19 protein-coding genes are annotated in these 19,107 nt (G+C 72.2%); 10 read left to right on the forward strand and 9 right to left on the reverse strand.

Translation table 11 applies throughout. From position 1 onward, the window contains the following. Positions 1 to 32 precede the first annotated feature (32 nt). Positions 33 to 2,120: a condensation domain-containing protein gene (locus AB0D29_RS28465; RefSeq protein ID WP_362858129.1), complete on the forward strand. Its 2,088-nt coding sequence runs from the start codon at positions 33 to 35 to the stop codon at positions 2,118 to 2,120. A 21-nt stretch (positions 2,121 to 2,141) separates the two neighbouring features. On the opposite strand, the gene AB0D29_RS28470 is transcribed toward AB0D29_RS28465, so the two are convergent. Together AB0D29_RS28470 and AB0D29_RS28475 are read right to left on the reverse strand one after the other, a co-directional pair. After that, positions 2,142 to 2,963 carry an AfsR/SARP family transcriptional regulator gene (locus tag AB0D29_RS28470; protein ID WP_362858131.1) on the reverse strand — a complete coding sequence of 274 codons (822 nt, stop codon included), beginning with the start codon at positions 2,961 to 2,963 and terminating at the stop codon, positions 2,142 to 2,144. 129 nt (positions 2,964 to 3,092) lie between these two features. Further along, positions 3,093 to 3,260, reverse strand: a complete 168-nt coding sequence (locus AB0D29_RS28475; protein WP_362858132.1) for a hypothetical protein — start codon at positions 3,258 to 3,260, stop codon at positions 3,093 to 3,095. Positions 3,261 to 3,645: 385 nt separating this feature from the next. On the opposite strand from AB0D29_RS28475, the gene AB0D29_RS28480 reads away from it, so the two are divergent. From AB0D29_RS28480 to AB0D29_RS28495, 4 genes are all read left to right on the forward strand, one after another. Continuing rightward, positions 3,646 to 4,851 (forward strand): aminotransferase class V-fold PLP-dependent enzyme, encoded by a 1,206-nt coding sequence (locus AB0D29_RS28480; protein WP_362858133.1) that lies wholly within the window; start codon positions 3,646 to 3,648, stop codon positions 4,849 to 4,851. Between the two features lie 199 nt (positions 4,852 to 5,050). Further along, on the forward strand, positions 5,051 to 6,625 hold the full coding sequence (locus AB0D29_RS28485) for an acyl-CoA carboxylase subunit beta (protein ID WP_362858135.1): 1,575 nt from the start codon (positions 5,051 to 5,053) through the stop codon (positions 6,623 to 6,625). Further along, on the forward strand, positions 6,622 to 6,855 hold the full coding sequence (locus tag AB0D29_RS28490; protein ID WP_362858137.1) for an acyl-CoA carboxylase epsilon subunit: 234 nt from the start codon (positions 6,622 to 6,624) through the stop codon (positions 6,853 to 6,855). Before AB0D29_RS28485 ends, AB0D29_RS28490 begins: the two co-directional genes overlap by 4 nt. A gap of 102 nt (positions 6,856 to 6,957) precedes the next feature. Beyond that, positions 6,958 to 7,743 (forward strand): SDR family NAD(P)-dependent oxidoreductase, encoded by a 786-nt coding sequence (locus tag AB0D29_RS28495; RefSeq protein ID WP_362858186.1) that lies wholly within the window; start codon positions 6,958 to 6,960, stop codon positions 7,741 to 7,743. A 102-nt stretch (positions 7,744 to 7,845) separates the two neighbouring features. Here the strand turns inward: AB0D29_RS28495 and AB0D29_RS28500 are convergent, their stop codons facing one another. After that, complete coding sequence (locus AB0D29_RS28500; protein ID WP_362858138.1) at positions 7,846 to 8,844, reverse strand: AMP-binding protein; 999 nt, start codon at positions 8,842 to 8,844, stop codon at positions 7,846 to 7,848. A 321-nt stretch (positions 8,845 to 9,165) separates the two neighbouring features. Between AB0D29_RS28500 and AB0D29_RS28505 the strand changes: the two genes are divergently transcribed. From AB0D29_RS28505 to AB0D29_RS28520, 4 genes are all read left to right on the forward strand, one after another. Continuing rightward, the gene (locus tag AB0D29_RS28505) at positions 9,166 to 9,984 is read left to right on the forward strand and encodes an NAD(P)H-binding protein (protein ID WP_362858139.1); all 819 of its coding nucleotides are present in this window, start codon (positions 9,166 to 9,168) and stop codon (positions 9,982 to 9,984) included. Between the two features lie 148 nt (positions 9,985 to 10,132). Next, the gene (locus AB0D29_RS28510; RefSeq protein ID WP_362858141.1) at positions 10,133 to 10,768 is read left to right on the forward strand and encodes a hemerythrin domain-containing protein; all 636 of its coding nucleotides are present in this window, start codon (positions 10,133 to 10,135) and stop codon (positions 10,766 to 10,768) included. Further along, positions 10,765 to 11,256, forward strand: a complete 492-nt coding sequence (locus tag AB0D29_RS28515) for an anthrone oxygenase family protein (protein ID WP_362858142.1) — start codon at positions 10,765 to 10,767, stop codon at positions 11,254 to 11,256. Before AB0D29_RS28510 ends, AB0D29_RS28515 begins: the two co-directional genes overlap by 4 nt. A gap of 187 nt (positions 11,257 to 11,443) precedes the next feature. Beyond that, positions 11,444 to 12,442, forward strand: coding sequence for an AraC family transcriptional regulator (locus AB0D29_RS28520; RefSeq protein ID WP_362858143.1), 999 nt, complete (start codon positions 11,444 to 11,446; stop codon positions 12,440 to 12,442). 91 nt (positions 12,443 to 12,533) lie between these two features. Here the strand turns inward: AB0D29_RS28520 and AB0D29_RS28525 are convergent, their stop codons facing one another. The 6 genes from AB0D29_RS28525 to AB0D29_RS28550 form a co-directional block, all read right to left on the reverse strand. Continuing rightward, entirely contained in the window at positions 12,534 to 13,238 is a 705-nt protein-coding gene (locus AB0D29_RS28525; protein ID WP_362858144.1) for a 4'-phosphopantetheinyl transferase superfamily protein, read from the reverse strand. After that, positions 13,235 to 14,071: an alpha/beta hydrolase gene (locus tag AB0D29_RS28530; RefSeq protein WP_362858146.1), complete on the reverse strand. Its 837-nt coding sequence runs from the start codon at positions 14,069 to 14,071 to the stop codon at positions 13,235 to 13,237. The genes AB0D29_RS28525 and AB0D29_RS28530 overlap by 4 nt, the downstream gene beginning before the upstream one ends. Beyond that, positions 14,068 to 14,541, reverse strand: a complete 474-nt coding sequence (locus tag AB0D29_RS28535; RefSeq protein WP_362858147.1) for an SRPBCC family protein — start codon at positions 14,539 to 14,541, stop codon at positions 14,068 to 14,070. The genes AB0D29_RS28530 and AB0D29_RS28535 overlap by 4 nt, the downstream gene beginning before the upstream one ends. Positions 14,542 to 14,635: 94 nt before the next feature. After that, complete coding sequence (locus AB0D29_RS28540; RefSeq protein WP_362858149.1) at positions 14,636 to 16,162, reverse strand: FAD-binding protein; 1,527 nt, start codon at positions 16,160 to 16,162, stop codon at positions 14,636 to 14,638. A gap of 12 nt (positions 16,163 to 16,174) precedes the next feature. After that, positions 16,175 to 17,737 (reverse strand): NAD(P)/FAD-dependent oxidoreductase, encoded by a 1,563-nt coding sequence (locus AB0D29_RS28545; protein WP_362858150.1) that lies wholly within the window; start codon positions 17,735 to 17,737, stop codon positions 16,175 to 16,177. A gap of 10 nt (positions 17,738 to 17,747) precedes the next feature. Further along, positions 17,748 to 18,644, reverse strand: a complete 897-nt coding sequence (locus tag AB0D29_RS28550) for a class I SAM-dependent methyltransferase (RefSeq protein ID WP_362858151.1) — start codon at positions 18,642 to 18,644, stop codon at positions 17,748 to 17,750. A gap of 206 nt (positions 18,645 to 18,850) precedes the next feature. Here AB0D29_RS28550 and AB0D29_RS28555 point away from each other — a divergent pair, with 206 nt between their 5' ends. Next, a complete protein-coding gene (locus AB0D29_RS28555) occupies positions 18,851 to 19,105 on the forward strand; it encodes a hypothetical protein (RefSeq protein ID WP_030390264.1) in 255 nt (84 codons plus the stop codon). The last annotated feature ends 2 nt before the right edge of the window (positions 19,106 to 19,107 follow it).

Raw genomic sequence — 19,107 nt, forward strand, 5'->3', positions numbered from 1 at the left:
GGTTTTCCTCTGTCGTGTCCGTGTCCGTGTCGGTGACTGACAAGAGCGCGGACGGGCCCGGGCCGGTCCTCGCGGTGGTGCACGAGGCGGGCCGTGCCGCGCCCGGCTCCGCTCTCGTCCTGGGTCTGCGCGGGCTCCGCCACGACGCGGACGCCGAGATGTTCGCCGCCCGCATCGCCGAGCGCCACCGGCGCCTGCGGGTCACCCTGGAGGGCCACGGCCCGGGCCGGCACACCCTGCGCCTGCTCCCGGAGACCGGCCCGCCCGGCCCCGCCTCACCGGGCAACGCCTCGCCCGGCCACGCGTCGCCGGGCCCCGCGGGCCTGGGCCCCGAGCTGCTGGCCGACCTGCTGGGCCCGTACCCGGGCGCCGGTGAGCCCCTGGCCCTGGCCGGGGACCGGCGCGAGCTGCTCGCGGAGGCCGTCAGCCGTGCCGACGGGCCGGACCGGTACCTGGAGCAGGTCCACTGGAACTGGTCGGGTCCGCTCGACCGGGCCCGCTTCGACGCGGCCTGGCAGTCCGTCTGCGGGCGGGAGTCGGTCCTGCGGGCCGCCTTCGACTGGACGGCGGTGCCACGGCTGCTGCTGCACCCGTACGCCGAGGTCGAGATCGTCCACCGCACCCGTACGGACACCACCTGGCGCGAACTCCTCGACGCGGACCGGGCGCAGGGGTTCGCCCTCAACCGTCCGCCGCTGCTGCGCCTGACCCTGCTGGAGGGGGAACCGGGGGCGCCCACCCGGGTGTTGCTGACCTGCCACCGCGCCCTGCTCGACGAGCGCGGCGTGCACCTCCTGCTGCGCGCGTTCTACCGGGCCTACCTGGCCGCGGGCGCCCTGCCCGGCGGTGAGCGCCGCCCCGACCTGCGCGACCACGCGCGCTGGCTGGCCCGGCAGAGCGCCGAGGGCGCCCGGGAACTGTGGACGCGCGCGGCTCCCCCGCGCGGCGCCGCGACCGCGCCGGGACGCCCCGGCCCGGACACCCGCCAGAGCGGGGAGGGGCGTCTGCGCCGGCGGCTGGAGGACCCGTACGGGCCGCGGCTGCGTTCCTGGGCCGCGGCGCGGGGGGTCGGCGAGAGCAGCGCCCTGCACATGGTGTGGGCGCTGCTGCTGTACCGGGCGGCCGCGGCCGAGGGTCCCCTGCCGGTGAGTTTCGGCGTGCGGGTCTGCGGCGGCGACATCGCGCTGCCCGGCGCGGCCGGTATCCCCGGGCTGCTCGGCAGTGCGCTGCCGATGACGGTGCGGGTGGATCCGGCGGCCCCGCTGGCCGGCCTGTTGCGGCAGGTGCACGACGCCCGGCTGGACATGGGCGCCTATCCGTGGGTGTCGGCCGACCGCATCCGCGAGTGGAGCGGCCGGGGGCCGGGCGAGCGGCTCACCGACACCGTCATCGTCTTCGACGGCCCGGCCGATCCGGGGGCCGACGTGGAGGGTGAACTGCGGGCGCAGGGCGTCGGCGTGGACGCGCCGCGGACCGTGGGCGCCGGCGGCGGTGTGCCCGTCACGATAGTCGCCCGGCACGAGGGCGGCGGAGCGCTGGTGCTCGACGCCGTCTACGACCGGGCGCGTCTGGCGGACGCGGACGCCGCCGCCGTCCTCGGGCAGTGCGTCGGTCTGCTGCGGGCCCTGGCCGATCTGCCGGACCCCGATCCCACGGTCGGCGGGGTGCTGGGCCTGCTGGCGGACGTCGAAGCCCCTTCCATGGCCGCCGGGCCGCCCGCGGTGCGGCGTACCGGGCTGCGCACGCTGCGCGGCGGGGCGTCTTCGGCGGAGGTGATCTGTCTGGTGGGGGTCCCGGGGGTGGTGGGCGGCTGCTACGAGCGGTTCGCCCGCGACCACCAGGGCCCGCAGACGATCGTGGTGTGGGACCTGGACGGTCCGCCCGGCGCGATGGTGCCGGGCGCGGTGCCGGCCGCCCTCGCCGGGCTGCTGGCCTGCGGCAGGCGGCTGGTGCTGGGCGGGTGCGGGCCCGGCGCGGGGGCGGCGTACGAGCTGGCGCGGGTGCTCGCGGACGGGATCGGATCGCCGGTGAGTGTCGTCATGACGGGCCTCGGCGGTCCCCGGAGCAGCGCGCAGGCGCTCGCCCGGGGGCTCGCGAGCATGGCCGTACGGCGCGACTGAGCGCGCCCGCCCGGGCAGGGCCTAGGCGGCGTAGAGGTCGAAGGTCGAGGTGCGGCGCGGTCCGGCGAGGACGTCGAGCTGCGGGTCGACGGCGAGCATGGCCTGGTGCAGTCGCTGGAGTTGCGGCGACGGTTCCACGCCCAGGTCCTCGATCAGCCGGCCGCGCAGCCGGCGGTACACGTCCAGGGCGGTGGCCTGCCGGCCCGAGCGGTACAGGGCCACCATGACCTGCGAGTGGAGTCCCTCGTGCTGGGGGTGACGTGCGGTCAGTTCGGTGAGCTCGGCGATGAGTTCCGCGTGCCGGCCCAGCCTCAGGTCGGCGTCGATCCGCCGTTCCACGGTGACCAGGCGGCTCTCCTCGAGGCGCATCACCTCGATGTCGAGGATCGGTCCGACGCGTACGTCGACCAGGGCGGGGCCCCGCCAGAGGTCCAGGGCGGCCCGGTAGCGGGCGGCGCAGACCTGGCTGTCGCCGGATTCGAAGGCCGACTGGCCCTCGCGGACGAGGCGTTCGTAGTCGTGCACGTCGACGCCGTCCTCGGGTATCTGCAGGAGGTAGCCGCCGTGCCGGGTGACGAGTACGTCCTTGGCGCCGCCGGGGGCGTCGGGTCCCATGGCGGTGCCCAGCCGTCGGCGCAGTTGGAGGATGTACGTCTGCAGGGTGGTCAGCGCGCTCTGTGGCGGCGCGGTTCCCCAGATCTCCTCCATGAGGGTGGGAACCGGTATGACGCGCCCTGGATAGAGCGCGAGAAGCGACAGGAGCTGTCTTGGTTTGCCCGCGGTCGGAACGATGGATCCCCCGTTGACCTCTGCGCTCAGCGGACCCAGAACCTGAATTCTCACGGTCTCCTCCGTACTTCCTTGGCTCTTTTCCTCCGGTGGCCAAGGAGCTGCCCCCGTTCGAGGCACGCTAGCCGGGGTGGATGTGCTCCATCTCTTTCCTGTAGTGGCTTTCGAGCCGCCGCCGAGCGGTTACGGCCAGTCGATCAGGGCGGTGGCGGTGCCGGCCGGGGTGGCGGCCGCGGTCGGGGGGACCGGCCAGTCGATGGGGCCGCCGTCGGCGTGGGCGGCCGCGCCCGCGGTGAGGACGGCGGTGGCGGCGAGGGCGGCGGTGGCGACGATGCGGGCGATGTTCTTCATGGCGACTCCTCCGTGGCAATGTTTTGAATCGTGTTGGCAAGTCCTCTGCCAAGAAGATTGGCAATGTCTGCTCGGGATTTGCTCGTCAATCGCTTGAGAAAGGCTGGAGGGAAGGGCGGACAACGCCCGCCGGCCGCCCTTTGCGTGCATGCGGCGCTTTGGTGAATTGCCGTGACCTGCGCGGGAGTTGCTTTGACAGGGGGTGAACGGGGATGTGCCAGATGTTGCCAAGGAGCCGGAACTCGAGCATCGCCGGAGCGGGCATTGCCAAGACTGCCAAACAATAGGCAATGTATTGCCAAGCGTTCTGGCAATGCGTGGAACACAGGGTCGTGGACGTGCCACGGCCCCGACAGCGGGGGGAGGCCCCTGAATGAATGCGCCGATGAATGCGCCGACGTACGACTCGGACCGAACGGCCCACCTGGACACGGCGGGTACGGGCCGGATGCCGGACGGCGTGCGCGCCGTGCTCGCCGCCTGCACGGCCCGCGACGACCGCTTCGGGAGCCGCGCGCTGAAGGAACACCTCGGGCCCGTCCTGGACACCGAGGTGCACGACCGTCTCGGCGGCCTGCTGGGCGTCCCGGCCGGCGACACGGTCCTGACCACCGGCGCGGCCGCGGCCTTCGACGCCTTCGTCCGCGCCACGGAGCTCGGCCCGGGCGATCGGATCTGGACCACCCCGCACGAGGGCGTGGACCACCTGACCACCCTCTACGCCCTGCGCGACCGCACCCGTTGCCGGCTGGAGGTGGTCCCGCTGCGCGCGGACGGCGACCTCGACCTGGACTGGATGCGGGCCCACATCGACGAGGACGTCGCCCTCGTCTCGGTGGTCCACGTCTCCTCGGCCTGCGGGACCGTCAACCCGGTCGAGCGGGTGGGCCGGCTCCTGGCCCCCCACCGGGCCCGGTACGCCGTCGACGCCTCCCACTCCGTCGGGCAGCTCCCCGTCGACGCCGCGCGCATCGGAGCGCACCTGCTCACCGCGGACGGCTGGAGGTTCCTGCGCGGCCCGGACGCGGTGGGCTTCGCCTACGCCGCGCCCGGGGTGTGGGGTGGCCGCCCGCCCGCGCCCGCCCCGGCGGCCGTGGCCGCGCTGAACGCCGCCCTCGCCCACCACTCGGCCGCCTCCTGCCTCCCGTACGAGGACCTCCTGCCCCGGCTGCGCGCCGTCGTCGAGCGGACGCCCGGGATCGAACTGCTCGCGCCGGGCCGGGAGCAGGCCGGGATGCTGGCGTTCCGTCACGGCGAGGTCCCGGCCGCGCTCATCCGCCGCGGCCTGGCCCGGCGCGGGGTCGTCCTGCGCAAGAGCGTCGCGCAGGAGAACCCGCTCCACCCGGCCGCGCGGGACGGCGCGACCGCCGTGCGGGCGTCCGTCCATCACGACAACGGTGCCCAGGACATCGACCGCTTCGAGCAGGCCCTGCGGGAGGTCCTGCGGGAGGAGCGGGAGAAGCGCGCGTACAGCGGCGCGGTCTTCGCCGCGGCGCCGGCCGCGGTCGGCGCGGACGGCCCCGGCGGGCCGTCGCCGTACCGGGCGAAGCCGGCCGGCCGCCGCCATCTCACCCTGCACCGGGCGACCTGAGCCCTGCCGCCCCGGGCGGGGTCCCCACCCCGCCCTCAGCCACCCACCCTCAGGCCGCCGGGCCGACAGGCCGCCGGGCCCGCACGCCGCAACGGCGCCAGGACCACGTCTCGTACGGGGTTCGAGCGGACTTCCACGGCGTCTTGAGTCCCGCGCAGGACGGTGGCCGCAATCCGGTCTTCAGATCTGGAGGATCCACATGACCATCACCGACGTGTCCACCCTGCCGGGCAGAGACCCTGCCGCGGAACTGGCCGGCATCAAGGCCCTGGCCCTGGCCGGCCCCGACGAGCGGGCCACCGAAGCGCAGCACGCCAAGGGCAAACTCACCGCCCGCGAACGCATCGCACTGCTGCTGGACGAGGGCTCGTTCCACGAGATCGAGGCGCTGCGCCGGCACCGCGCGAGCGGTTTCGGGCTGGAGCAGAAGCGGCCCTACACCGACGGCGTGGTCGCCGGCTGGGGCACGGTGGGCGGTCGCACCGTCTTCGTGTACGCGCACGACTTCCGCATCTTCGGCGGGGCGCTCGGCGAGGCCCACGCGGAGAAGATCCACAAGGTGATGGACCTGGCCGAGGCGGCCGGGGCCCCGCTGGTCTCGCTCAACGACGGTGCCGGCGCCCGTATCCAGGAGGGTGTGTCGGCGCTGGCCGGCTACGGCGGCATCTTCCAGCGCAACACCCGCTCCTCCGGGGTCATTCCGCAGATCAGCGTGATGATGGGCCCGTGTGCGGGCGGGGCCGCCTACTCCCCCGCGCTCACCGATTTCGTGTTCATGGTCCGGGGCACCTCGCAGATGTTCATCACCGGCCCCGACGTGGTGCGTGCCGTCACCGGTGAGGAGATCAGCCAGAACGGTCTCGGTGGCGCCGACGTGCACGCCGCGGTCTCCGGGGTGGCCGCCTTCGCCTACGACGACGAGCAGAGCTGCCTGGAGGACGTACGGCACCTGCTCTCGCTGCTGCCGTCCAACAACCGCGAGACACCGCCGCGCGAGGACGGCGAGGACCCCGCGGACCGGCGTACCGAGGCGCTCGCCGCCATCGTGCCCGCCAATCCGCAGCAGGCGTACGACATCCGCCGGGTGATCGAGGAAGTCGTCGACGACGGGGACCACTTCGAGGTCCAGCCCGGCTGGGCGGCCAACGTGGTGTGCACGCTGGCCCGGATGGACGGGCACGTCACCGGTTTCGTCGCCAACCAGCCCGCCAGCCTCGCCGGGGTCCTCGACATCCACGCGAGCGAGAAGGCGGCCCGCTTCGTGCAGTTCTGCGACGCCTTCAACATCCCGCTGGTCACCCTGGTCGACGTGCCCGGTTTCCTGCCCGGTGTCGGCCAGGAGCACGGCGGGATCATCCGGCACGGCGCCAAGTTGCTGTACGCGTACTGCAACGCCACCGTCCCGCGGATCTCGCTGGTCCTGCGCAAGGCGTACGGCGGTGCCTACATCGTCATGGACTCGCGTTCCATCGGTGCGGACCTCGCGCTGGCGTGGCCCACCAACGAGATCGCCGTCATGGGCGCCGAGGGCGCGGCGAACGTCATCTTCCGCCGGGAGATCGCCGCTTCCGCCGACCCGGACGCGACGCGCGCGCAGAAGATCAAGGAGTACACGACCGAGCTCATGCACCCGTACTACGCGGCCGAGCGCGGTCTGGTCGACGACGTCATCGATCCGGCCGAAACCCGCTCGGTGCTGGTCGGGGCCCTGGCCATGCTGCGTACCAAGTACGCCGACCTGCCGTCGCGCAAGCACGGCAACCCGCCGGTATGACGGCCCGGGAGGCCGCGGCGGCCGCCGGGCCGGGGGCGGGGGCGGGGGCGCAGCCGTGGCGGATCGTGCGCGGGCGTCCCGACGCGGCGGAGACGGCCGCCGTGCTGGCGGTCCTGAGCGCCCTGCTGGGCCGGCGGACGGTCGAGCGGGTGGAGCCCCCGCGCACGGAGGCGGCCGGATGGGACCGCACGGGCGGGTTCCGGCGCGCGGGAACCTGGCGCGAGCGCTGATCCGTCGTGCCCCGAGTGCCCTGCGGCACGCTCTGGACGTCGGGTGAGCCGGACGTCTGGTGAGCGACGGAGGGAACGAGGATGAGCGTGAAGACGAGAGAGATGTCTCCCGAACGGCCCGTGGCGCTGGTCACCGGGGCGACCAGCGGCATCGGGCTGGCCGTCGCCCGGGACCTGGGCGCCCGCGGCCACCGGGTGTTCGTCTGCGCGCGTACCGAGGCCGCGGTCAAGCAGACCGTCGCCGATCTGCAGGGTGAGGGGCTGAGCGTGGAGGGCGCGGCCGCCGACGTGCGCGACCGCAGCGCCGTACGGTCGCTGGTCGCGTCCGCGGTGGCGGCGTACGGGGCTCCGGTCAGCGTTCTGGTCAACAATGCCGGCCGCAGCGGCGGCGGCGTCACCGCGGAGATCACCGACGAGCTGTGGCACGACGTGATCGACACCAACCTCAACAGCGTGTTCCTGCTGACGCGGGAGGTCCTCAACGGCGGCGGCCTCAGCGCGCAGCCCTGGGGCCGCATCGTCAACATCGCCTCCACGGCGGGCAAGCAGGGGGTCCTGCTCGGCGCCCCGTACTCCGCCTCCAAGCACGCCGTGGTCGGTTTCACCAAGGCGCTCGGCAAGGAACTCGCGCCGACCGGTACGACCGTCAACGCGGTCTGCCCCGGATATGTGGAGACGCCGCTGGCGGCGCGTGTGCGCAGCGGGTACGCGCAGGCGTGGGAGACCACCGAGGAGTACGTCCAGGAGCAGCTCGAATCCAAGATCCCGCTCGGCCGGTACTCCACTCCCGAGGAGGTGGCGGCTCTGGTGGGCTATCTGACCACCGATCTGGCCGCTTCCATCACGGCGCAGGCGCTCAACGTGTGCGGGGGGATGGGGAACTACTGACGCCCGGCTGCCGTCGGCTGCCGCCCGGGGACGCGCAAGAGGGGGAGGGCCGCGGACGGTGGATCGTCCGCGGCCCTCCCCCGCTGCCGCTCTCCCGGCCGTTCACAGGACGGTCGGTGGCCCCGAGACGTCCCAGACGACGGCCTGCGGGGCGATCCGGGCGTCCCGCCAGTCGGCCAGGGCGGCGGCGTCCACCTGCTCGTCCGAGAGCAGTACGTGCCGCAGCGCCGGCAGGGCGGTGCGGCTCGCGCGGGCGGCCGCGGCCAGCCGGGCGAAGGCGGACGGCAGTTGTGTCACCACGGTCACCTGCCGCTCGGCCAGCAGCCGGGCGAACGCGCGGGCGTCGCAGGCGGTGTCGCGGTCCACGACGACGGTGCGGGCGCCGCTGAGCAGGGGTGCCCAGATCTCCCGCATGCCCAGGTCCAGGCTGAGGGAGTGGAAGTACGTCCACACCTCGTCCGGCCCCGGCTCCAGCATCGGGACCACGGCGTCCACCCACGATAGGACGTCCATGTGGGTGACGGGCCGCACGGTCAGGGCCCGGCCGGGATCGCCGGCGGCGGGCAGGGCCAGGAAGGCCGTGTGCGGGGGGATCTCGCGGCCCGTCGCCGTCTCGGGGCGTGCCGCGACGACGAAGGGGCCCGCCTTGGCCAGCGGGATCTCGTCGCGCAGCAGTCCGCTGTCGGAGATGACCATCTCGACGCCGGCGTCGCGCATCAGGTGTTCCTGCAGGCCCGCGTTGTGTCCGGGTTCCAGGGGCAGCACGGCGGCTCCGGTGCGCAGCGCGCCCACCACGGCGGCGGGGGCGGTGCTGGAGCGCTGTGCGCGGACGGCGACGGCCGCGCCGGGTCCCGTCCGGCCCGACAGGCGGCGTGCGATGTCGTCGGCGAGCCAGTCCAGTTCGAGGTGGGTCGTCTGCTGCGCGGTGTCGCGGGTGCGGACTTGGGTGGGATGGCGGGCGGCGGCGGCCGCGAAGCGGATGTCGATGCGGTCGCGGCGCGCGGGCCGCCCGGCGGCCGGGTCGAGCCCGATCCGTCCGTGCAGAGCGGCCAGGTCGGCGGACAACTGGTCGAGCTCCGGATGGTCCGGAGTGGCGTTCATGCGGCCTCCCAGCGGGCGGGTCGTGACTCCGGGGCCGATGGTGTCGCAGGGGACCGGAAAACGGCTCAAGTCCCGCCGCACAGGGGAACTTGACGGTCTGTCGGAAATCGGTGGACGGCTCCTGGACGGCGGCTCGACGAGCGGTCGAGGCTCGCTCCAGACGCCTGGCCCGCCCCCTGGGGGCATGCCTACGATTCTGGGGCTCACGCCGAAGCCACACTCTCTCCGTCGCGCTCCGAGGTGACCACTCGTAGACGCAGGCATATGGAACTGAGCTTTGTGGCTATGGCCCGTCTCGCGAGACTGGACTTGACTGTACTCATGACTCAGAACACGCAGATCACCCTCGTCATCGGCGGTCACGGCAAGACCGGCCGTCGCGTCGCCGAGAAGCTTTCCGCCCTGGGCCGCCAGGTCCGGATCGGTTCCCGCAGCGGCCGGCCCGCCTTCGACTGGCACGAGCCCGCCACCTGGGGTCCGGGGCTGGAGGGCGTCGACCGGGTGTACGTGACCTACTACCCCGACCTCGCCTTCCCGGGCGCCGCCGAGCAGGTACGCGAATTCTCCAAGGTGGCCGTCGCGAACGGTGCGCGCCGTCTGGTGCTGCTGTCCGGCCGCGGCGAGGAGGCCGCGGAGGTGTCGGAGGAGAACCTGAAGGCCTCCGGCGCCGACTGGACCATCGTCCGCTCCAGCTGGTTCAACCAGAACTTCAACGAGAGCTTCTTCCTGGAGCCCGTACTGGCCGGGGAGATCGCCCTGCCGACCGGTGACGCGGTGGAGGCCTTCGTCGACGCCGACGACATCGCCGACGTCGTGGTGGCCGCGCTGACCGATGACAAGCACATCGGCAAGACGTACGAGCTGTCGGGCCCGCGCCTGCTCAGCTACAGCGATGTGGCCGCCGAACTGACGAAGGCCACCGGGCGCGAGATCAAGTACATCTCGGTCACCAACGAGCAGTACCGCGCGGTGCTGCGCGAGAACGACCTCCCCGAGGAGTTCGCGGACCTGTTCACCATGATCCTCGACGGGCGCAACGCGCACCTGGTGCACGGTGTCGAGGAGGCCCTGGGCCGCAAGCCCAAGGACTTCTCCGACTTCGCCCGCGACGCCGCGGCGTCGGGGGTCTGGAACGTCTGACGGCGCGAGCCCTCACCACCGCTGCGTCCCTTATCGCTCCTTGACCGGGCGGCGACTCTGGTACGGCCGCCGCCCGGTACTCGGGGTTGGGGGGACGCACACCCGCACACCCGCGCCACCGCGCTCGACAGACCGGCAGGAGGCTCCCGTGCCAGCTCCCCCGTCGTATTCCAGCGAACACGGACTGGAACACGTTCCCCCGCACTTCCACGGCTTCGCCCTGATGCACATCGCGATGCGGCGTGACGCGGCCCGGCTGCGTGCCGCGGCCCCCGCGTGGAACGGCGCGGGCACCGAGTGGTGGCAGCGGCTGCGCCAGGTCATCGAATGGCACCACACCAGCGAGGACGACGTGCTGTGGCCGGGACTGCGCCGCCGGGACGCCGACTTCGACGCGCAGGCACGCGAACTGCACGAGGACCACGAGGAACTGGACGCGGCGATGGCGGCCGTCTCGACGGCGATCGCCCACCGCGGCGACGGCCTGGTCCGGGCGGCGCAGACCTTCGAGGGCGTGCTGCGCGACCACCTGCGCGACGAGGAGCGGATCGTCTTCCCCGTCTTCGACCGGCTCGGCGAGCGGGCCTACCTCGCCGAGGAGCGCAAGGTCGTCTCCAGCGCCCCGATGCGCGTGATGACCTACCTCCAGCCGTGGATGTTCGACGGCGCTTCCCGCCAGTCGGTCGCGCACGTCGCGGCCACCATCCCGCCGCCCGTCCGGCTGATCGGCGCCACGCTGCTGAACCGGCGCTACGAGCGCACGTTGAAGGGAATCCTGAAGTGAGCAGCACGACCACGCAATCGGTGACGCTGGTGGCGGCGACGGTGGGGACCGGGTTGATGGCCGGGCTCTACTTCGCCTTCGACATCTCGGTGATGCCGGGTCTGGGCCGCGGCGACGACCAGACGTACGTGACCGCGATGCGGAACATCAACGAGGCGATCGACAACGGCCTGTTCGGGCTGCTCTTCCTGGGTGCCTTCCTGGCGACCGGGGTGGCGGCCGCGCAGCAGCAGCGTGGCGGGCGCCCGGACGCGGCGCGCTGGGGCTGGCTGGCGTTCGCGTTGTACGGGCTGTCGCTGGTCGTGACCGCGATCGTGAACATCCCCCTCAACAACCAGCTGGCCCGGGCCGGCGCCGATGCGGCGGCGGCCCGCTCCCGCTTCGGCGGCCGGTGGGCCTCGGGCAACATCGTGCGTACGGTGGCCTGTACGGCGGCCCTGGCCGCGCTGGGACGGGCCCTGACGCTGCACGGCCGCGCGTCGGTGTAGCCCCCGGCGGCCGCGGCGACAACGGCGGCGGTGGCAGACGCTGTGGCGCTGCGCCGCTCCTCCCCCCGCGAACGGCGCCCGCTCTCTTCTCCGTCCCCCGCGGGAGAGCGGGCGCTTCGCCGTGTGCGGAGACGGTTGCGGGGTTGCGGGCCGGGGGACAGGACGCTCGAGGCGAGAGGATGTACGCATGGACACGCTCACCGGACTGCTGGAAGGCCCCAAGGCCCGGGGGGCCTTCCTCCTCAAGTCCGTCTTCAACCCGCCCTGGTCGCTGCGCGTGGAGGACCGGGCGCCGCTGTCCGTCGTCACGATGGTGCACGGCGACGCGTGGCTGGTTCCCGAGCACGGCACTGCGGTGGTGATCCGGCCGGGCGACGTGGCCGTCGTGCGGGGTCCCGATCCGTACACAGTCGCGGATTCCCGGGACACGCCGGTGCAGATCACGGTCGGACCGGAGCAGCGGTGCAGTACCGAGGCGGGTGAGGACGTCACCGAGACGATGGCGCTCGGTGTGCGGACCTGGGGGGACGATTTCCAGGACGCCGGCTCGGCCGTGATGCTGAGCGGCACCTACCAGGCGCCGAGTGAGATCGGCCGGCGGCTGCTGAGCGCGCTGCCGACGATTTTGGTGCGGCCGGCCGAGGCCGCCGACACCATGCTGGTCGCTCTGCTGGCGTCGGAGATCTCCAAGGACGAGCCGGGCCAGGAGATCGTTTTGGACCGGCTGCTGGACCTGTTGCTGATCGGGGTGTTGCGGACCTGGCTGGCGGCGCCGGGCAGTGGCGCGCCCTCCTGGTACCGGGCCCAGAGCGATCCGGTGGTCGGGCCGGCCCTGCGGCTGCTGCACGAGAATCCGGCGCACGGCTGGACGGTCGAGGAACTCGCCCTGAAGGTGGGGGTGTCGCGGGCTTCGATGGCGCGCCGGTTCACCGAGGTCGTGGGCGAGCCGCCGGTGGCCTATCTGACCGGTTGGCGCCTGGCCCTCGCCGCGGACCTGCTGCGGGAGCCGGACGCCACCATCGCGACGGTGGCCCGGCGGGTGGGCTACAGCTCGGCCTTCGCCCTGTCGACGGCGTTCAAGCGGGTGCGGGGCATGAGTCCCCAGGAGTTCCGTTCGGGCGCCCACCCGGTCGCCGCGCCGCAGGCCCCGCAGCGGGCGCACACGGTGGTGCTGCCCGGTCGCTGACGTCCGGCGATGGACACGGGCCCGGGCGGGGATGAACGCGAGCCCGGGCGCCGGGGCTTGTGGCGCCCGGGCCCGGGCCGGTGTCCGTGTCCTACGTGGGGGCCGCCGAGGAGGTCAGCAGGGGCGCGGCGGCCTTCTCGGTCGGCCGGCGGGGGCCTTCGCGTGTCACGGCGGTCAGGACCAGGTCCGGGCCGGCCAGCCAGCGGCCCCGGTAGTGCGGGTCCACGGGCGGGGGCGGGGAGGGGTGCATGGTCGCCGTGAAGGCGCCGTCGGGGGAAAGGGTGAGGGTGGCGTCGCGGAAGCCGAGCCAGATGCCGGTGGCCGGGTACCAGGCCTTGTAGGCGGCCTCCTTGGCGGAGAAGAAGACGCGGTCCCACGGGACGGTGGGGTCGGCCGAGGCGAGGGCGGCCAGGTGGGCGCGTTCCTCCTCGGAGGCGATCAGGGCGAGGACGCCCCGGGGCAGCGGGCCGGCCGGCTCGGCGTCGATGCCGACGGCGGCCGTCACCGAGGCGTGGGCGGCCACGGCCGCGCGGTAGCCCTCGCAGTGGGTGATGCTGCCGACCACCCCGGACGGCCACTGGGGGGCGCCGCCCGGTCCCGGGAGGAGGGCGGCTGTGGGGCGGCCGAGGTCGGTCAGGCAGCGGCGGGCGCAGGCCCGGGCGGTGGCGAACTGGGTGCGCCGGTGGGCGCGGCGGCCCTCCATGAGGGCCGCCTCGGCCGGGAAGAGAGGGGCGGGCGCCGCGTCGTCGAAGGCTTCCGATGACGTGACGCCCGGGGGAAGGAGTTCCTCGATCATCGGGCGGCGAGCTCGGTGACGGCCGCGACCGCGAGGAGCGGGCGTTCCAGTGCGAGCATGTGGCCCGCGCCGGGTACCGGTTCGAAGCGGGCGCCGGGCAGGACCTCGGCGAGGGTTTCGGCGAGCGCGATGTCGATCACCTTGTCGCCGTCGCCGTGCAGGACGACGGCGGGGGTGGTGACCGATTTCAGGGCCTCGCGGACGTCCCAGCCGCGGGTGCAGCGGAAGAAGTCCGCCCGGACGCGGGGCGTGGTGGCGGCGAACATCTGCCGGTTGACGTCGCGCACGACGGGGTCCACGTCCTTGCCCATGGTGGAGCCGAGCAGTTTGCCTCCCAGCCAGGGCCGGCGCAGGGCCCGGGAGAACAGCGCGCTGCCCATCATCTTCACCTCGCTGTCGGGGGTGTCCTGGCCGTGTGCCGCGGTGCCCAGGAGGACCAGGCCGCGCAGCCGGCCCGCCGAGGGCGAGGTGGCGGCGTAGGTCAGGGCGGTGAAGCCGCCGCCCGAGTGGCCGACGAGGACCGCCTCGCGGGCGTCGGTCTCGCCCAGGACGGCTGCCAGGTCCGCGCTGAGGCGCTCCACGGAGACGGGTGTGCGGCCCAGGGTGGACGCGCCGTGGCCGCGCTGGTCGTAGAGCACGACGCGGTGTCCGGCGCGGATCAGGCGGTCGGTGACGGTGCCCCAGGCGCGGCGGGTGTGGGCCCAGCCGTGCAGCAGGACCACGTCGGCGCCGCGGGGTGCTGCGTTCAGGGGGGCGAGTACGGTCACGGCCAGTTCCGCGCCGTCGTCGGTGCGGACCGTCAGTTCGCTGGTGGCCTCGGGGGCGGCGGTCACCGGGGGGCCGCCGACAGCTGGCGGTCCAGTGACTCGAAGGCGGCGAGTGTGGCCTTGGAGTGTTCGGCGCCCAGGTCGGCGACCTTGGCCAGGGCCTTGAGCCAGCCGTGCGGGCTGCCGGTGAAGTGCATCGAGACGCGGGTGCGGCCGTCCGGGAGCGGTTCGAGCAGGAAGGTGCTCGGGCCGCGGAAGACGCCGTCCACGTACTCGATGTCGAGTCGGCGGCCGGGTTCCACGGCCACGGTGCGGGAGGTGAAGCGCAGCTTCAGCCCGCCCTTGTCGACGCCTTTGGTGTGCACGACCACGCCCACCGTGCCGCCGACCTCGTCGGGGGCGCCGGAGACGGCGGTGAACGTGTTGTGCGGGACCCACCACTTCTTGGCGCCGCGGAATTCGGCGACGAGGGCGTCCCAGACGGCATCCGCCGGGGCCTCGATCACCGCTTCGTCGATCAGGTCGTACGTCGTCATCTCGCAGCCTCCACTCGATATGGGAAAGGCGGTGGGGGCGGGGTCCCTCTCCCCTGCCCCCACCGCCGGGTCTCCACGGCCGGCCGGCCGGCCGTCAGGCGAAGAAGCCCTGGCCGGGCGTGAAGATGTTGTTGGGGTCGAACTTTCGCTTGGCGTTGACGAAGCCGCTCCAGCGGTTGCCGAAGTGCTTCTGCCAGTCGGCGCCCGTCATCGGGATGGAGCCCACCAGGTAGCGCTTGGCGCCGCTGGCGACCGCGATGTCGTACAGGCGGCGGTTCTGGTCGATCATGCCCTGGATGTTGGGCTCACCCGGGTTGGGGAAGCGCAGCAGGTCGAAGAGGTAGACCACGGACTCGTTGGGCATCATCGCCAGCGGCCGCTTGATCTTCGACGTGTAGAACGGGTAGAAGAGCAGGAACCCGCCGCCGAGGGAGGTGTCGTCCAGCTCCTGCTCGACGCGCTTCATGAACGCCTTGGTCTTCGAGGCGGGCAGGAACATGCTCAGCCACGGCTTGGGCGTGTACCAGTGGCCGCCCTCCTTGAGGTACGCCTCGTAGGCGTCGAGGCGGAACATGTAGTCCCGGAAGGAGACGTCCTCGATGACGGCGTCGGCGCGGACGTCCTTCAGGTCGCACAGGAGCTTGGTGCGGTTGGGCGGCGTCGTGTTGTAGGTGGCGCCGACCTCCAGCTTGTACCGCCAGCCGGAGTTGTCCGGGGTGCGGAGCATCTCGCCGGCGTGGACCTGGAAGCGGCCGTCGGCCAGGACCTTCTCCGAGTCGGCGAGGTACTGCTCGACGGTGCTGTAGAACAGGCTGAAGATGACGGCCCGCTTGGGGGCCGGGATCAGCTTGACGGTGGCGCGGACGATGATGCCGACCTGGCCGCCGCCCGACAGTGCCGCGTTGAACAGTTCCGTGCGCTGGGTGGCGCTGGCGGTGACGAGCTTGCCGTCGCCGGTGACGATGTCGATCGACTGCACGGTGTCGCAGAGCAGGCCGTACTTCTGGACGGTGCCGCCGATGCCGCCGATGCTGATGGTGCCGCCGACGGAGATGTAGAGGTAGTCGGGGAGCGCCGGCGGAGTCTTGCCCACCTTGAGGGTGGCGTCGGTGAGCTGGCCCCAGGTCACTCCGGCCTCGACGACCGCGGTGTCGTTGCCGATCGAGATGATCTTCGACATGCCCTTGGCGTCGATGGAGATGCCGCCGGGGACGCGTGCCTGGCCGTAGACCGAGTGGGACTCGATGTCGTTGCCGGTGCCGCCCTGGCCGTTGACGGCGACCTTGATGTTGTTGGTGCGGGCGTATTCGACGATCTTGACGATGTCGTTGGTGCCGCCGGGGCGCAGCACCGCCCACGGCTTGCTCGCGGCGCCGTCGAAGAGGTGCCCGAAGTCGTTGGCGAAGGCGTCGACCACGCCGGGGGTCGTCTCCAGGGTGCCGACCAGTCCCGGGACGGGGACGACGTCGGAGTTGCCGGCGGCCTCGGCGGCCGTCGCCCAGGTCTGGGACACGGTGTTCCAGCCGACGACCGCGACGGCGGTGGTCGCGATCCCGCCCAGGACCCGGCGGCGGGACGGCTCGGCCGGGGTGCCCGCGGCAGTTCTGTGGGTGCTGCTCATCTCGTGCGTCTCCTACTGGTGAGGTACCGGCTTGGTGCTGCGCACCCGGGAAGCGAGCTGGTACTCGCTCAGGTCGAGGCGCTTGGTCCCGCGACGGAAGCGCCAGGTGTAGGTGGGGAAGACGGTCGTGTTGCGGCCGTTCGCGTCGAGGTACCAGCTCTTGCAGCCGCCCGACATCCAGACGGTGCCCTCGAGGTGCTGGTCGAGTGTGCGGTTGTAGGCGTCCTGCGCCTCCTGGCGGACCTCGATGCTGGCCAGGCCGCGCTTGTCGGCCTGCTTCAGGGAGTCGACGACGTACTGGACCTGCGCCTCGATCATCACGGTCTGCGAGGAGTGGCCCAGGGCGGTGTTCGGGCCCAGGAGCATGAAGAGGTTGGGGAAGCCGGCGATGGTGGTGCCCCGGTGGGCGGCCATGCCGTCCTTCCAGGCCTCGCGCAGCTGGACGCCGCCCTTGCCCCAGATCCGGCGGGCGACCGGGCGGTCGGTGGCCTGGAAGCCGGTGCCCAGGATGATGGTGTCGACCTCGCGCTCCACACCGTCGGCGGTGACGATCGACTTGGGGCGGACCTCGGTGATCCCGTCGGTGACGATCTCGACGTTGGGCTGCTGGATCGCCGGGTACCAGGTGTTGGAGAACAGCAGGCGCTTGCACGCCACCAGGTAGTCGGGGGTGAGTTTGGCGCGCAGCGCCTCGTCCACCACCGACTTCTTCAGGTGGTCGCTGGCCATCTTCTGGACCTTTTCGGCGAGCTTGGGGCGCTTCCAGAAGAAGGCCAGGATCTCCCGGCCCCACATGTTGAAGCCGCGCCGGAACTGCTGGTATCCGGGGAGCGAGCGGAGCAGCTTGGTGTGGAGCTCGCTGTTGGCCTTGTCGGGCTTGGGGCCGATCCAGGGGGGTGTGCGCTGGTAGAGGTCCAGCTGTCCGACCTCGGGCTGGATCTTGGGTACGAACTGGATGGCGGAGGCGCCGGTGCCGATGACGGCGACGCGGCGGCCGGCCAGGTCGTGGTCGTGGTCCCAGTTCGAGGAGTGGAAGATCTTGCCCTCGAAGTCCGGCAGTCCCTTGATGTCGGGGACGGCGGCCTCGCTGAGGTAGCCGGTGCCGGTGACCAGGAACTGGGCGGTGTACTGGCCCTGCGAGGTCTCGATCTTCCAGTGCCGCTCGCCCTCGTCCCAGCGGGCGGCCTCCAGTTCGTGCCCGAACCGGATGTGCGGGCGTACGCCGAAGCGGTCGGCCGTGTCGCGCAGGTAGGCGTACAGCTCGTCGCGGGAGGCGAACGTCGACTTCCAGTTCGGGTTGCGGGCGAAGGAGAACGAGTAGAGGTGGGACATGACGTCGCACGCACAACCCGGATAGCTGTTGTCGCGCCAGGTGCCGCCGACCTCGTCGGCCCGCTCGAACACCAGGAAGTCGTCGATGCCCGACTGCAGCAGTCGGATGGCGGTGCCCAGGCCCGAGAAGCCGGTGCCGATGACCGCGACCCGCAGGTGCCGGGTGGGTCCGCGGCCGCCGGGGGCCGTCTCGGTGCCCGTGCGTGCTCCGCCGTCCTTGGCCGGCTCAAGAATGCTCGTCACGTCGACCTCCTCAGCGGCGCGTGATGGTGACGCGGAAGTTGTTGAAGAACTTGTCCTCGAGCGTGTAGGCGAAGATGTCGAGGTAGCGCTCGAAGCGGGAGACGACCTCTTCGCCCTCCAGGGCCACGGCCTCGTCGCGGCGTTCGGCCAGCAGGACCAGCCAGGCGCGGCAGGCCATCGCGAAGGACTCGCGCTCGTTGACGATCTCGTCGATCTCGAAGAGGCCCTCGGCGGCGGCGGACAGCTCGCTCAGGTGGGGGATGTGGCAGCCCTCGAACTCGGAGCGCTGGAGGAACTTCAGGTCGTCGAGGAGCGCGCGGTTCATCGGCAGCGCCTCGGCGGTCATGGTGTGCAGTACGAACTTGGCGCCCGGGTTGAGGGCGTTCGCGACCTGCTGGAAGAAGTACCGGTAGCGCTTGGTGCGCTCCTTCGGCGGCAGGTTGGAGGAGACGAAGTGCTCCAGGGCGTTGATGCAGAACGCGGCGTCGTACTTCTCGCTGTCGTCGGCGACCTTGTAGTCGGCCCAGCTCTGGACCAGCGTGGTGATCCGCGGGTTGCCGAGGCCGTCGATGAAGGCTTCCTGGGTGCGGGAGAGGGTCAGGCCGACGGCCCGCTCCGCGCCGTGCACGGTGGTGAGGCGGTTGAGCATGGTGCCCCAGCCGCAGCCGATGTCCAGGACGCGCTTGGTGGTGCCGGCGCTGACGTTCGCGAGTTCGGCGAACTTGTCGAGCTTGCGCTCCTGCGCCTCGTCCAGGGTGGCGACCAGGTCCTCGCCGTCCTCCCAGTAGCCGCCGGAGTACATCATCGTGGGGCCCAGCAGGAGTCGGTAGAAATCGTTGCTGACCTCGTAGTGGTGCCTGATCGCATCGACCTCGGGGTCCACCGACTTGGGGGCGACCGTTGTCATCCTGATCCTCTTTCCTGCGTGTCCGGCGGGCCTTGTTTTCCGAATTCGCGACCGAGAAAACCCGATGCCCCGCAAGGCGTGCGCAAGAGGGCCCGGATTCGGGATCCGGTGTGGTGTTGCGCGTTCCTTGCGGGGGCGGAGCTTTTATCGCTCTCGAAAACAAGACACGCACTGCCGAGTTGCATTGCCGAGAGAGGACCGACCCCATGTCGCTGCCCACCATCGAAGAACTGGCGAGCCAGCTCGAGGCCGTCTCGGGTGCCGCGGAGGTCAGCCCCGACGCCCCGCTCCAGCACATCGCGGACGTCGACTCGCTGGACCTGATGGAGTGGCTGTACGGATTCCAGAACCAGTACCCGCACATCCCGGCCGACGAGTCCCTCTTCGCGGACCTCGACGACACGACCACGCTGCGTGACGTCTACGCGAAGATCGTCGACCTCGTCCCGGCTCAGGCGTAGCG

Source organism: Streptomyces sp. NPDC048424 (assembly GCF_040651555.1).
GTDB lineage: Bacteria > Actinomycetota > Actinomycetes > Streptomycetales > Streptomycetaceae > Streptomyces.